General features: G+C 67.9%; 12 protein-coding genes and 1 tRNA gene. 4 read left to right on the top strand and 9 right to left on the bottom strand.

Features of this window, described 5'->3' with window-relative positions; translation table 11 throughout:
- Nucleotides 1-38: 38 nt before the first annotated feature.
- The 5 genes from IA22_RS0106605 to IA22_RS0106585 form a co-directional block, all read right to left on the bottom strand.
- Nucleotides 39-410, bottom strand: coding sequence for a DUF4259 domain-containing protein (locus IA22_RS0106605; RefSeq protein WP_030122999.1), 372 nt, complete (start codon nt 408-410; stop codon nt 39-41).
- Between the two features lie 200 nt (nt 411-610).
- Nucleotides 611-826: a DUF6243 family protein gene (locus IA22_RS0106600; RefSeq protein ID WP_030122998.1), complete on the bottom strand. Its 216-nt coding sequence runs from the start codon at nt 824-826 to the stop codon at nt 611-613.
- Nucleotides 827-1,175: 349 nt separating this feature from the next.
- Nucleotides 1,176-1,556 (bottom strand): hypothetical protein, encoded by a 381-nt coding sequence (locus IA22_RS0106595; RefSeq protein WP_157840920.1) that lies wholly within the window; start codon nt 1,554-1,556, stop codon nt 1,176-1,178.
- 711 nt (nt 1,557-2,267) lie between these two features.
- Nucleotides 2,268-2,606, bottom strand: coding sequence for a thioredoxin family protein (locus IA22_RS0106590; protein ID WP_030122996.1), 339 nt, complete (start codon nt 2,604-2,606; stop codon nt 2,268-2,270).
- Between the two features lie 259 nt (nt 2,607-2,865).
- The gene (locus IA22_RS0106585; RefSeq protein ID WP_030122995.1) at nt 2,866-4,005 is read right to left on the bottom strand and encodes a PucR family transcriptional regulator; all 1,140 of its coding nucleotides are present in this window, start codon (nt 4,003-4,005) and stop codon (nt 2,866-2,868) included.
- 86 nt (nt 4,006-4,091) lie between these two features.
- On the opposite strand from IA22_RS0106585, the gene IA22_RS0106580 reads away from it, so the two are divergent.
- The gene (locus tag IA22_RS0106580) at nt 4,092-5,147 is read left to right on the top strand and encodes a ferredoxin reductase (RefSeq protein WP_030122994.1); all 1,056 of its coding nucleotides are present in this window, start codon (nt 4,092-4,094) and stop codon (nt 5,145-5,147) included.
- Between the two features lie 7 nt (nt 5,148-5,154).
- Entirely contained in the window at nt 5,155-6,273 is a 1,119-nt protein-coding gene (locus IA22_RS0106575) for a fatty acid desaturase family protein (RefSeq protein WP_030122993.1), read from the top strand.
- A gap of 835 nt (nt 6,274-7,108) precedes the next feature.
- On the opposite strand, the gene IA22_RS0106570 is transcribed toward IA22_RS0106575, so the two are convergent.
- Nucleotides 7,109-8,530 (bottom strand): ATP-binding protein, encoded by a 1,422-nt coding sequence (locus IA22_RS0106570; protein WP_030122992.1) that lies wholly within the window; start codon nt 8,528-8,530, stop codon nt 7,109-7,111.
- Nucleotides 8,531-8,976: 446 nt separating this feature from the next.
- A tRNA-Gly gene (locus IA22_RS0106565) sits at nt 8,977-9,050 on the bottom strand.
- A 465-nt stretch (nt 9,051-9,515) separates the two neighbouring features.
- Between IA22_RS0106565 and dcd the strand changes: the two genes are divergently transcribed.
- Together dcd and IA22_RS0106550 are read left to right on the top strand one after the other, a co-directional pair.
- Nucleotides 9,516-10,091 carry a dCTP deaminase gene (gene dcd, locus IA22_RS0106555; protein ID WP_014155370.1) on the top strand — a complete coding sequence of 192 codons (576 nt, stop codon included), beginning with the start codon at nt 9,516-9,518 and terminating at the stop codon, nt 10,089-10,091.
- 6 nt (nt 10,092-10,097) lie between these two features.
- Nucleotides 10,098-10,598, top strand: coding sequence for a phosphoribosyltransferase (locus IA22_RS0106550; RefSeq protein ID WP_014155371.1), 501 nt, complete (start codon nt 10,098-10,100; stop codon nt 10,596-10,598).
- 98 nt (nt 10,599-10,696) lie between these two features.
- Here IA22_RS0106550 and IA22_RS0106545 read toward each other — a convergent pair whose 3' ends face one another.
- Entirely contained in the window at nt 10,697-11,623 is a 927-nt protein-coding gene (locus IA22_RS0106545) for a Yip1 family protein (RefSeq protein ID WP_014155372.1), read from the bottom strand.
- 245 nt (nt 11,624-11,868) lie between these two features.
- A complete protein-coding gene (locus tag IA22_RS0106540; RefSeq protein WP_030122991.1) occupies nt 11,869-14,136 on the bottom strand; it encodes a (Fe-S)-binding protein in 2,268 nt (755 codons plus the stop codon).
- Nucleotides 14,137-14,157 lie beyond the last annotated feature (21 nt).

Raw genomic sequence — 14,157 nt, 5'->3', positions numbered from 1 at the left:
AACCGCGCGGGCCGGACCTCCTGTTCCCGGCGCGGCCGCTACGTCACCGCCGCCGACGCCGCGGCGAGCTGTTCGAACGTCCCGTTGAGCACCGCCCTGCGTTCGTCCTTGTAGGCGGGACTCGGCTCCAGGCCGTCGATCGTCCGCTCCCACACGGCCAGGAACGTCTCCTGCCAGGCCCGGATCACCTCGGGCGACGGCAGGGCCACGCCCACCCACCCCTGCCGGGCCAGGACGAGCAGCAGCTCCAGATTGCAGGGGACGGTCATGCCCCCGTACTCGTCCGGCTCCAGCTCCACGGGATCGCCGTTCATGACGTCCGTGACCTCGGTCACCAGCCGGTCGACCAGCCCCGCGAGATGATCCGCCGCCGCGTCGCTGTCGAAGTTCCCCGCGCCCCACGTGCCCACCGGTCCGCCTCCTCGTCGTGCGCCGTCGTTCCCTGCGGCCATCACAGCAGAGGGCACTGACAGCGGGGGCCGGAACGCGGAGCCCGGGAATCCTCCCCCTCCGCACGGGTTGGAGCGCGGCGCCCGGTACGGCAGCAGGGCCCGGACCGTGCGTAGCGGTCCGGGCCCTGCTCCGTATGCCGCCGTCCGGCGGCGGTGCGTCAGCTCTGTGCGGTGTCGTCGCCTGACTCTCCGGCGGCCTCGGCCGCGCCCGTCTTCTCGCGCATCTTGCGCACCAGATCCGCCTTCAGGTCGGCGGCACCCTTGCGGTCGAGATTGCGGTGCGGACCGTTGTTCTGCCGCTCGGCGCGGGACAGCCTCTTGCGCTTACCGCCGCCCATACCCACGGGGTTGTTGATGTTCTTGCTCACGGTCATGGGTTCTCCCGAGTGATGTGAAGTGATCTACGGATTCTCGGTGGGGGACGGACCCGGCGACATCGAGGGACGTCAGCAGGGGCCCGTCACGCTCTCACTCGTAAATCGGCGTCTGGAAGAACATGCCAATGACGTTACCCGGTTCCCACGCCCCCGCACGCCACGTTTTTCCGCCCCGAAGTCCGCCGGGCGATCAGCCGGCACCAGGGGGAGGCAGCGGTGATCCACGCGGACGTGCGCGATGCCTCCCGCTCGGCCCGAAGCGGCGGGCCGCCCCAGGCCGGCGGCGCCTCGTCGGTACCGGCGGAGGGAGATGGGACGACGTCTGTGACGGTGAGGGCCGAGCTTTTCACCGAGGCGCGTCGGAGAACGGTTGAGCGGTCTGCCCCCAGGTGAAGGCGAACCGGCCCTGTGCGAGGTCGTATGTGACGCCGGCCCCTGAGCTGCGCACAGCGAACTGCTGGTGCAGCCACCCGTCCATCGCCAGCGCTGCTGCTTGGGACCGGTGGTCACTCAACGGGCATTCGAGCGAGGTGACTTGGACGAGGATTCCGTCGGGCAGGAGTTCGCTCAGTGCGTGGGCGTTGAGGGAGACGCCGAACGCCAACCAGGCCGCGTCCTTCCAGTACAGGCCGGATGCGGGCAGGCCGAGCCAGATGTTCCTGTGGATCCGCACGCTGTGTGCGGGGATGCCGGCCTCGGTCCCGCAGGCCTCTGCCCGCAGATCCACCGCGAGCCCGCCCGCCGCACACCGAAACCGAAACTTGAATGCCTGAATCATTTTCCTGTCACAGACCGTGAGCGGGGCCGCCGATGGCGGCCCGCAGCCCTTCGGGAAGGTTGGCGACGGTCAGGCCACCGCGACCTGATCTGTTTCGGAGTCTCCCAGCATCGCGAGGAGCTTGCGGCTCAGCGCGACGGGTCGATGCACCGTCCCTGACCGCTGGTGCCCGTTCTGCTGGGCACTGATGGGCACGAGCGGAGGCGGCGGCCAAGGGCTTCAACGGCCGAGTCGAGCAGTTCCCCAGCGAGACCACCTCCGCGACGGCCGCGTACGAGACAGTCTCCAGGCGGGATGTAGGTGTGGGGGTGGACGTCGTGACGAGAGTTCTCGGGAGCAGATCGCGGAGCGCCGTCACGACGAAGGCGAATTCGATGTCGATTCCTGACCCGTGGACCCGGAAACGGGGTCGAAGATCGAACGTACAGCGGTTATCGGCACTGAATGCGCCTGCGAACTCGCCACCACCCGACCGGCCCGATGACCGGCTCACGAAGCGAAGCTCTGACCAGAGGCCGCATGGTCCCGCCAATACCTGAGCACGGTCTCGCGTACGACCTCGAACCGCCCTGCGGTGGTGATGCGGGAGGTGGGCTGCCAACCGCCCGCGTCCGCTTCGAACGCGACGAGAAGCGGCGGTCCGGGCGCCGCAGCGGCTGCTCAGAGGTGAACGTCGAGGAACTTCCGTACCTCGTCGATGGTCATAGGCCCCGTGCCGTGCGCCACCGCCGCTCCCTCCTTCAGCAGGAGGCAGGACGGGGCTCCGGTGATCCCGTATCGCTCGGTTGCCATCGGGCAACGCGTGATGTCGGTCCGGACGGCCGTCAGGCGGCCCGTGTAGGCGGCGGCGATGTCGCCCACGACGACATCCATCACCCGACAGGGCTCGATTGCCTTGGGCCATGCCCCGGTGAAATACGCGAGAACCGGAACCTTGCTTCTCCCGAGGATGAAATCGAACTCCGCGTCCTCACGAGGTCGGTGAACCAGCTTTGTCATGGGAGCTCCTGACCTCACGCTTCGTACTCCATCCCATCATCCCTCGCGCGGGTGCCAGCTCGGCCCTGGCCGGTCGTCCGGCCGGCTGCCGGGAGGAGGTAGGCACGGGCCGCCGCAGGGCGGCGGCGGCCCCTGGGCCGAGCGGCCCGGCCCTTGTCACGGCGCCCGGAAGGCCGTTTCCAGGGGCATAACGGTCTGGCACCGGGAACGAGCACGATTTCTGGACGCTCGTGGACGCGGCGGTAGACGAGGTGACGCGTCAGCTGACCCGGAGACCGACCGCCAGCGTCAGTTCAAGGACCCGGCGTGGTGATACGAGATCGGGAAACAGCTCCCGCAGCTGCGACATCCGGTATCGGACCGTCTGGGGATGGACGAACAACGCCGCCGCGACCTCGTCCCGCCTGCCCTGGTGCAGCAGCCACGCCCGCAACGTCTCCTCCAGCCGTCGTGCCGTTGCGGCAGGCAAGGTCTGCAACGGTGCGAGGGCTCCGGCGCGCAGGTCTGCGAACGCGTCCGCGTCGGCGCTGAGCACCAGGTCGGGCAGGTGGTCCTCGGTGTCGCGAATGTCGGAGGAAAGGGAGCGCGCGCGTAGGGCCCGTGCGTACGAGGCGGACGCGTGGGTCCACGGCCGGGCCGGGCCGACCACGGCGGCGCGGTCGGTCAGCTGCCGTAGGAGACGTGATCGGTCGGCATCGGGGACGAGGAGCACACCGGTGTCATCCGGCAGATCGTCGAGGACGAGGGTGTTCGGGTCGACTGTCCGGTAGGCAGGCCGGGCCTGGGCGGCGGGCAGCAGGACGGCGGTTAGCGAAACCGGAGGCTGCCACCTGGCCCGGTGGCCGGAGGCCAGCAGCGCGTCCGGGCTCGCGCCGGCGAGGAGATCGCGGGCCAGGTGTTCCAGATGGCGCTCGTGGTCTCTGCCCCAGGCAGCCAGTTCGTCGGCGTGGCCCGCGGCGCTCGCGGCGGAGAGCTCGTCGATGTAGGCGAAGGTCAGCTCGGCGAACTTTGCGACCTCGGCGGCGGGCAGACCTGCGGGTACGGCACCCGCTGCCAGACATCGCCAGGCGACCCGGGCGCCGACGCGGTAGGCGCTGAGCAGGGCGTCCATCGATCGGCCGTCGCGCACCTCGCCGCGGCCCAGCTCGTAGGCGGCGTCCCCGGCGTCGCCGCCTGTGGTGTTCCCGCTCGCAAGATCCAGGTAGTGCCCCAGGGCGGTGCGGACGGCTCTGCGGATGGTGGCGCCCATGCGGCCCGACAAGGCACGGGCGTAGGGAGGAACCTCCTCGATGATCGCCTGGACGACTTCGTCGGCGGTGGTTTTCAGTGCGGCCCGAAGGACGGTGACCGTCGTCTCATCCAGGGTCAGTTCGCTGGCTCTCCGGGTTGCATAGCTCATTTTTTGTCCCCTGTGAACAATTCAGTCGACCAGATTTACGTCCTGTGGTCAGGACTTTACGCCTGGGGGCACAGCAAGCTGGGGTCATGACGAGTACAGCCCTTCGCGGCAGGGCGTGGAAACTGCTGGAGATGGTCACGACGCCGCTGCTGCCGTCGGACTACCTCGACCTGGTCAGCCCGCTCCGTACGGGCGCTGACCTACGGGGGCGCATCGAGGCCGTGCACCCCGAGACGAGTGACGCCGCGACTGTCGTGATCAGGCCGGGGCGGGGCTGGCGCGGCCACACGGCCGGCCAGTACGTGCGGATCGGGGTCGACGTCGATGGGGTGCGCCTGTGGCGTGCCTACTCCATCACTTCGCCGACGAACCGCCAGGACGGCCGCATCACGATCACCGTGAAGGCGATCCCGGACGGCAAGGTCAGCAATCATCTGGTCCGCAGAGCGAAACCGGGCACGCTGATCCAGCTCGACCAGGCGACCGGTGACTTCGTCCTGCCGCGGGCCAAGCCCGCCAAGGTGCTCTACCTGACGGCCGGCAGCGGCATCACACCCGTGATGGGCATGCTGCGCGACACCGAACTCGACGACGTCGTCATGGTCCACTGCGCGCCACAGCCTCAGGACGTGATCTTCCGCAATGAACTGCACAGCCTGGTCGCGGACAAGAAGCTTCGGCTCACCGAGGTGCACACCGACACCGACGGCAAGCTCGACATCGCCCGTCTCCGGGAACTCCTGCCCGACTGGGCCGAGCGCGAGACCTGGGCCTGCGGGCCCGCAGGTCTGCTCGACGCCGCCGAAGAGCACTGGACCGAACAGGGCGTCCAAGAACGCCTGCACACCGAACGGTTCCGCACGGGCATCATCTTCGCCGGCGAAGGCGGCGAGGTCACGTTCAGCGCCACCGGCAAGACCATCGACGCGGACGGCGCCACGCCGTTGCTCGACATCGGCGAGGAGGGCGGCGTACTCATGCCCTCCGGGTGCCGCATGGGCATCTGCTTCGGCTGCGTCACGCCGCTCAAGGCCGGCGCTGTCCGCGACCTGCGTACGGGCGAGATCACCGAGGCCGAGCCGGGCGTCCTCATCCAGACCTGTGTGTCCGCCGCGGCGGGCCCCTGCGACATCGAACGGTAGGAGCACCTTGACCGCCATCGACCCCACCACCCACCTGACCGCGGAGCAGATCGAGGACCTGGGCCGCGAGCTGGACGCCATCCGCGACGAGGTGATCGCCAACCGCGGCGAGAAGGACGCCGCCTACATCCGCCGGGTCATCTCGGCGCAGCGCAAGCTGGAGCTGGTCAGCAGGGGTCTGCTGCTGTTCTCGATCTTCCCGCCCGCGTGGCTGATCGGCACCGCCGGGCTGTCCGTGGCGAAGATCATGGACAACATGGAGATCGGCCACAACGTCCTGCACGGCCAGTGGGACTGGATGCGCGACCCGAAGATCCACTCCACCACCTGGGAGTGGGATCACGTCTCGCCGTCCGATCAGTGGAAGCACTCGCACAACGAGCTGCACCACACGTACACCAACGTGATCGGCAAGGACAACGACCTCGGCTACGGCATCATGCGCGTCGACGAGGACCAGAAGTGGCACCCCTTCCACCTCGGCCAGCCGCTGTGGAACTTCCTCAACGCCTGCTTCTTCGAGTACGGCATCGCGGCGTACGACCTGGAGCTCGGCAAGAACCTCCACAAGCGCCGCCGCAAGAACCCGGAGTTCCGCGCGCGGGCCAGGGCCGTGGGCCGCAAGATCCGCAAGCAGGTGCTCAAGGACTACGTGATCCACCCCCTGCTGTCGGGCCCCTCGTTCCTCACCACACTCGCCGCCACGTTCACCGCGAACCTGGTCCGCAACCTCTGGACCCACTCGGTGATCATGTGCGGGCACTTCCCCGAGGGCGTACAGGTCTTCGAGCGCCGGTCGATCACGGGCGAGACACGCGGCCAGTGGTACCTGCGCCAGATGATGGGCTCGGCGAACATCAGCGGCAGCAAGGCCATGCACTTCATGACCGGCAACCTGTCGCACCAGATCGAGCACCACCTGTTCCCGGACCTGCCGAGCAACCGGTACGCCGAGGTCGCGGTGAAGGTGCGCGCGCTCTTCGAGAAGTACGAGCTGGAGTACGTCACCGGCCAGCTGCCCAAGCAGGTGTTCTCCGCGTGGCACAAGGTCTTCCGGCTCGCGCTGCCGAACAAGCAGCCCAAGGCCGGAACGCCGGACCGCGAGCAGGACCTCATCGCCGCCTGACTCCCTGGCCGCGCCTCAAGCCCTTGGTGTGACGTCACTGCTGCGACACGACGGCCTGCTCGGCCAGTGGAGTTTCCTGCTGCCGGGGCCTACAGCTTGGTGAGCGCACGCCGGACAGCAACTGAAGGGGCGCTTCTCTCCGGCTTCCACGAGAAGTCCACGCCAGATGCGAAGGGTGACGACGTGGACCATGACCGCGGTGAACGCTCTGATGACACGGTGCCTGCCGTATCGAATGGTGGGTGGTTCCGATCGGCAAAGGGCCGGCCGGACGCTCTCGGCGCCGTGACGCGTGCTGAATCCGGCCTGTGAGAGGGAAGAAGTCGACGGGGCCGGCGTCTACGGCACGTCCACGGGCCGACACCTGGCCCAGCAACTCGCAGCCCGCCACTCGTACCCGGTGCGCGCCCTGGGGCTCGGCTGCACGTCACCCGATGGACCGCACGGCATCGAACGCGACAGTGTCGTGAGCAGGTCGCTGGTACAGCACGAGGGCGGGGCGGCGCGGCTGGCCCCATGGTGAGCCGATGTACACCCCGGCCTGGCTGACCGAAGCCAGTCGGCGACATCCGGATTCCGCTCCGGGCCAACAAGAAAGCCCCTGGCCGTTGGCCTGGGGCTCTTTCATGGAGCGGGTGACGAGAATCGAACTCGCGCTCTGAGCTTGGGAATCAACGGTCCTTGAACGGCTGCAGTGACTCTGCCCTGCATGTTTGGCCGGGTCGGGCAAGGCCGGTGTGGTCTCCGGGCACCGGGCTTGACCGCTGTTGTCCGCTCCGAAGGGCACGGATGGGGCACGAACGCGGTCACTGCGGGGGAGACGGCCCTTGGCGTGTCACGCCCAAGCGGTGATGAGGTCGTCGGGGGTGAGGCTGAGGACGCCGTTGGCACTGCTTCCGCTGCGGGCGACGGCGAGCAGGGGGGTGGAGTCGTCGGTGCCGGGCAGTTGTGAGCGGTGGGTGACGAGTCGGGCGAGGTCGCGGTTGTCGAAGGGCTTGTTCTCCAGCCACTTGATGGATCCGACGAAGGTGATCTTCTTGGCGATAGGAGATCGGTCGGCGCCGACGAGGTCGATTTCAGGGTCGTTGGTGCGGGTCCAGTAGCCGCCGATCACGTTGGTGGCCTCGGGCAGCCGGTCGTCGGTCAGGCGCCACAGAGCCTCGCGGATCACAGGCTCGACGGCGCGGCCTCGCCAGGACGTCCAACTGGTGCGGATCGATTCGAGTACACGGTGTCCACGCCCGCGCTCGATCATGGGGATGCCGGGCCCGAGGAAGGAGAGCCAGAAGCGCAGGTATGGATCGGCTACGTGGTAGCGGCTCTCGCGGCTCGGCCTGGTGGACAGCGGAAGGTCGGCCGCCACCATGCGTCGGCTGGTGAGTAGCCCCAGGGAACGTTTCAGAGAGCCTGGATTGAGGTCGCCGGCTGCCCGGCCGATCAGGGTGAAGGTGCGTTCCCCGTGTCCGATGGCACTCAGCACGGTGCGGGCCTGTGCCTCTGTGGGGAACTCGGCGGCCAGAGTGCGCTCGCCGCTGACGAGGAGGGCGGACGTCGGACGGGCCAGCGCCTGCTCCAGGTAGTCCCAGAGGGTGGCACCCGGAGGCCATTCCTCAAGGACGAGCGGGAGGCCGCCAGAGACCAGGAAGGCGTCGAACGCCTCAGCCGGCGGGAGGTCGAGCATGGCGGCGACCTCGGTCGGATTGAGCGGAGGTACGACCATCTCGGTGCCGCGCTGGTAGAAGGGGCGACCGTAGGTGTTCAGCTGCTCCATCATCGCGATGTCCGAGCCGATGAGGACGAGCAGTACGGGGAGCTTGGACAACGTCCGGTCGAATGCCTTCTGGAGCGCGCCCTCGAAAGCGGGGTCCTCGCGTACGAGGTAGGGCATCTCGTCGAGCACGACCACGCTGGGCGTGTCCGGAGGCAGGACACTGGCGAGCAGGCTCAAAGCCGCGTCCCAGGTCTGCGGGGTGGCGAAGTCCGCGACGCGGCCGGCGTCGGGGAGTGGAGAGACGGCGAGCTCGGCGGCGAAGCCTGCCAGGTCCTCGGCCTTCGCGCCGCCCACTGCGGTGAAGAAGACATGAGGAAGCCCGGAGCGTTCCAGGAACTCCTCCACGAGCCGGGACTTGCCGACACGTCGGCGCCCTCGGATCAGTACGGCGCGCCCGGGCCGCCCGCTGCGTCCGCCAGTCCGTACAGGAGCCAGTAGGTCATCAAGAAGGCCGAGCTCCGTACGACGCCCAACGAATCCGTTCACAGGTTCCACCTCGCCGATCGTTCATCCTCTGCAGGGCATGTTACGTTCTTCAATGCAAGTTGCGCAAATGCAATGCTTCTGGTGCAGTTGCTGCCGACGTCCCGTGAGACTCGAGAAGATCAAGGCCGGTTTGCATGCAGTGGGCCCGTGTTATGGCACGCCAACTCGTCGGTGCCCGGGGTCGATCGGCGTCAGTGGCGGGCGCCGGGTGCCGGGAGGTGTGCGTGACAGGGCTGCGTCCGCGCGCCTCCGGCAGTCGGCGCATGCCGACCCGCCAGACCGGACTCGCCTTGTAGATGTTGTTTGAAGCCGGGCTTGGGGCGTAATGGCCGGGCGGAAGGGCGCTGAACAGCGGGAAGAGGGGCAAGGTGCGGAGGTGATACGGGATGGTCAGGCCGGTCTGAAACAGCAAGAAAGCCCCCGGCCGCTGGCCTGGGGCTTTTTCATGGAGCGGGTGACGAGAATCGAACTCGCGCTCTGAGCTTGGGAAGCTCATGTTCTACCATTAAACTACACCCGCGAAGCGCACCGATGATCGGCTGTGCACCGTCCCACACTGTACCCCATCGCAGGCCCCCGGCGTGTCCGCCGTGGGGCCTGTGTGTCGTTCCGCGGGGTGGACGCGGTTGTGGGTGGCGGGAGTTGAGGGCGTAGCGTGGGTGGGCGGAGTGCCGCCTGGAGTGGCGTCCTGTTCATCCCCTAATGTGGCGGTCTCGTCCATAGCTGGTTGGGGAAGGGACTTGATGGAGTCGATGGAGCGCACCGTCGTCCGCTGTGCCGAAGGGCACGTTTTTGCCGCGTCGTCGTTCCCGATGCAGCAGCTCGGGTCGCAGCGGATCGGGCCCGGGCGGCTGATCCGATGCCCGCGCTGTGCTCGGTTGCGGCAGGCTGTTCCCGTGGCGTTCGAGGAGCGCTAGAGCAATGACGCAGGCGCGCGGGGCGGTCCGGTTGGGGGCGACTCGCGCGTTCTGCGTATCCTCGGTGCGTGCTTCTCTCAGATAAGGACCTCCGGGCCGAGATCGATGCCGGGCGGGTTCGCATTGACCCGTTCGACGCTTCGATGGTGCAGCCCTCGAGCATCGACGTGCGGCTGGACCGCTACTTCCGGGTGTTCGAGAACCACCGCTATCCGCATATCGATCCCGCCGTCGAGCAGACCGACCTGACCCGTCAGGTCGAGCCGGACGGCGACGAGGCGTTCATCCTCCACCCCGGGGAGTTCGTCCTGGCCTCGACGTACGAGGTCATCTCGCTCCCCGACGACCTCGCGTCGCGGCTGGAGGGGAAGAGCTCGCTCGGCCGGCTCGGGCTGGTGACGCATTCCACCGCCGGGTTCATCGACCCCGGTTTCTCGGGCCACGTCACCCTCGAATTGTCCAATCTGGCGACGTTGCCGATAAAGCTCTGGCCGGGAATGAAGATCGGGCAGCTGTGCATGTTCCGGCTTTCCTCGTCGTCCGAATTCCCGTACGGATCCGAGCGTTACGGATCGCGTTATCAGGGCCAGCGAGGGCCTACCGCCTCGCGTTCCTACATGAACTTCCATCGGACTCAGGTGTGATACGGCATGGCTGGTGAAGCGCGGGAGAATCTGACGTACGAGGCCTTCGGGCATGCCGTACGTGAGCTGGCACAGGCGGTGGCCGACGACGGCTTCGAGCCGGACGTCGTGCTGAGCATCGCGCGCGGCGGGGTGTTCGTCGCCGGCGGTCTGGCATACGCCCTGGACTGCAAGAACATCCACCTGGTGAACGTCGAGTTCTACACCGGCGTCGGGACGACCCTGGAAATGCCGGTCATGCTGGCGCCGGTCCCGAACGCCATCGACTTCACGCAGAAGAAGGTCCTGATCGCCGACGACGTCGCCGACACCGGCAAGACGCTGAAGCTGGTCCGCGACTTCTGCATCGACCATGTGGCCGAGGTGCGCAGCGCGGTCATCTACGAGAAGCCGCAGTCGCTCGTGAAGTGCGAGTACGTGTGGAAGAAGACCGACCAGTGGATCAACTTCCCGTGGAGCGTGGAGAAGCCCGTCGTACGCCGTGACGGCCAGGTCCTCGACTCGTAGACGTCGTCCGCACGCCCCGGACCGCGGGGTGTGCGTGGACGCAGGAGAGGCCCCGGTGCAGTGCACCGGGGCCCCTTCGCACGTCGGACCGGGTCGGGTCAGATCGTGCCGAGCTTGATGATCGAGAGCAGCGCGATCAGCTGGATCGCCGAGGCGCCCAGGGCCTTCGGCCAGGGCAGGTCGTGCGACTTGCTCACCATCGATGTGAAGAGCGCTCCGGCCGCCAGCCAGGTGATCCAGCCGAGGATCTGCACCAGGGAGTTCTCGCCGCCGAGGAACAGGGCGAAGATCAGGCGGGGCGCGTCCGTGATCGACATGATGAGCATCGACAGGCCCACGGTCGGCTGCCAGGCGCCCGTGCCGCCGAGCTGGCGGGCCAGGGTGTGGGTGACGGCGCCGAGCACCAGGCCGCCGATGACGAAACCGACCCCGGTGAAGATCACGTACGGGGCGGCCGTCGAGACCTCCGCGTGGATCGCCTCGTCGCGCGCCTGGTCGAAGCCGAAGAGCGCGAGCAGCCCGTAGACGAACGTGACGGCGATCGCGGTGCCCCACACGGGGTAGTCGCGCATCTGCCAGAACGTCGGACCCGGCCGCAGCACGATGCCGCTCAGCAGCTGCTTCCAGTGCAGCCTGGGCCCCGAGGGCTGTGCGGGGGCCTGGCCGGCCTGGTAGGTGTTCCCGTCGCCGTACGGGTCCTCGTGGATGCTGAACGCCTGGGTGTGACCCGGGGCGTTGGCATACGGGTCGTGCTGCGAGGGCTGGTGGTGCGGGTCGCCGAAGTACTCCGGTTCGCCGTGTCCGCCTGCGTGTCCGTTCCCACCCCCGTGTCCGTTGCCGCCGTGCCCGCCGCCGTACGGAGCGCCCTGGGAGCCTCTGTACGGTGTGCCGCCGCCTCCTGCCGGAGGCCACGACTGCCCGCCGTGCGGCGGCGGTGATGCCGGTGCGCCGTACGGCTGTTGCTGCTGCGGGTGTTGTTGCGGTGTGCGGTTGTCCCGGCCGCGTCCGATCCTGAATCCAGCCACACGTCGAACGTACCTGGTCCCTGCGGGTGCGGTGTGGGGGCCGGGGGAACAAGGGGCCCATTGCGGCCTAGCTGTGACATCCCCTAGGGGGACCCCGGGGGGCCGGCCCCACCCCGCGGAGTGACGTCCGCGTCCCTCCCGGGGCGGCCGGTGGTGTCCAGGAACGCCCCGAGCGGCTCCTGGAAGACCGAAGCGGCCGGTCCTGCCCCCGAGGCAGGTCCGGCCGCTTCCGTGGTGGGAGACAGCTACTGGACGGGTTCCGGTTCCGGCTGGTCGGCCGACTCCTCGTCGCCCGCCGGGTCGGCGGGCGTCTTCACCGACTCCAGGAGCAGCTGCGACACGTCGACGACCTGCACCGACTCCTTCGCCTTGCCGTCGTTCTTCTTGCCGTTGACCGAGTCGGTCAGCATGACGAGGCAGAAGGGGCACGCGGTGGAGACGATGTCCGGGTTGAGCGAGAGGGCTTCGTCGACGCGCTCGTTGTTGATGCGCTTGCCGATCCGCTCCTCCATCCACATCCGGGCACCACCGGCGCCGCAGCAGAAGCCGCGCTCCTTGTGGCGGTGCATCTCCTCGTTCCGCAGACCCGGGACCTTGGCGATGATCTCGCGCGGGGGCGTGTAGATCTTGTTGTGACGGCCCAGGTAGCAGGGGTCGTGGTACGTGATCAGGCCCTCGACCGGGGTGACCGGCACGAGCTTGCCCTCGTCCACCAGGTGCTGGAGCAGCTGCGTGTGGTGGATGACCTCGTACTCGCCGCCGAGCTGCGGGTACTCGTTCGCGATGGTGTTGAAGCAGTGCGGGCAGGTCGCGACGATCTTCTTCGACGCCTTCGACTTCTTGGTCGAGTCGTCCTCGTCATCTTCGCCGAACGCCATGTTCAGCATCGCGACGTTCTCCTGGCCGAGCTGCTGGAACAGCGGCTCGTTGCCGAGGCGGCGGGCCGAGTCACCGGTGCACTTCTCGTCGCCGCCCATGATCGCGAACTTGACGCCCGCGATGTGGAGCAGCTCCGCGAAGGCCTTGGTGGTCTTCTTGGCGCGGTCCTCCAGGGCGCCGGCGCAGCCGACCCAGTACAGGTAGTCGATCTCGCTGAGGTCCTCGACGTCCTTGCCGACGATCGGGACCTCGAAGTCGACCTCCTTGGTCCACTCGACGCGCTGCTTCTTGGCGAGCCCCCAGGGGTTGCCCTTCTTCTCCAGGTTCTTGAGCATCGTGCCCGCCTCGGACGGGAACGCGGACTCGATCATCACCTGGTAGCGACGCATGTCGACGATGTGGTCGATGTGCTCGATGTCGACCGGGCACTGTTCCACGCACGCACCGCAGGTGGTGCAGGACCACAGCACGTCCGGGTCGATGACGCCGTTCTCCTCGGCGGTACCGATCAGCGGGCGCTCGGCCTCCGCGAGGGCGGCCGCGGAAACGTCCTTGAGCTGCTCCTCCGTGGCCTTCTCGTTGCCCTCCATGTCCTTGCCGCCGCCGGCCAGCAGATAGGGGGCCTTGGCGTGCGCGTGGTCGCGCAGGGACATGATCAGGAGCTTCGGGGACAGTGGCTTTCCGGTGTTCCAGGCGGGGCACTGCGACTGGCAGCGGCCGCACTCGGTGCACGTGGAGAAGTCGAGGATGCCCTTCCAGGAGAACTGCTCGACCTGGGAGACACCGAAGGTGTCGTCCTCGCCCGGGTCCTCCCAGTCGATCTCCTTGCCGCCCGAGGTCATCGGCAGCAGCGCGCCGAGCGAGACCGCGCCGCCGGCGTTCCGCTTGAACCAGATGTTCGGGAAGGCGAGGAAGCGGTGCCAGGCGACACCCATGTCGGTCTTCAGGGCGACCGTGATCATCCAGATGAAGGAGGTCGCGATCTTCAGCCCGGCGAAGAAGTAGGTGAGGTTCTGGAGCGTGGAGACGTCCATGCCCTCGAGCCAGGAGACCACCGGGTACGAGATGAAGAACGACGCCTCGTAGCTGTCCACGTGGTGCTGGGCGCCTTCGAGGGCGTGGAGCATGAAGATGCAGACGCCGACGATGAGGATGACGGCCTCGACGAAGTACGCCTGGCCGAAGTTGGAGCCCGCGAAGCGGGACTTGCGCCCCGGCTTGTCCGGCCTGCTGAGCTGGCGGATCACGATCAGGACCACGATGCCGAGCACCGTCATCGTGCCGATGAACTCGACGAAGACGTTGTACGGAGCCCACTCGCCGACGATCGGGAGCAGCCAGTCGGCCTGGAACAGCTGGCCGACGGCGTTGACGATCGTCAGCAGCAGCGAGAAGAAGCCCACCGCCACGAACCAGTGCGCGACACCGACGATGCCCCAGCGGTTCATGCGGGTGTGGCCGAGGAACTCCTTGGCCACGGTGACGGTGCGTTGTACGGGCTCATCGGTGCGGGTGCCCGCGGGCACGTTCTGGCCGAGCCGCATGAAGGTGTAGATCTGCAGGAGGGCGCGGGCGAAAAGTGCCACGCCGACCACGATCAGAACCAGCGACACGATGATCGCGGCGAGTTGCATTTGGGGGCTCCTCGGGCCTGC

The organism is Kitasatospora papulosa, assembly GCF_000717245.1.
In the GTDB taxonomy this organism is placed as follows: Bacteria; Actinomycetota; Actinomycetes; order Streptomycetales; family Streptomycetaceae; genus Streptomyces; species Streptomyces papulosus.
This window is presented reverse-complemented; position numbering and strand designations above follow the sequence as displayed.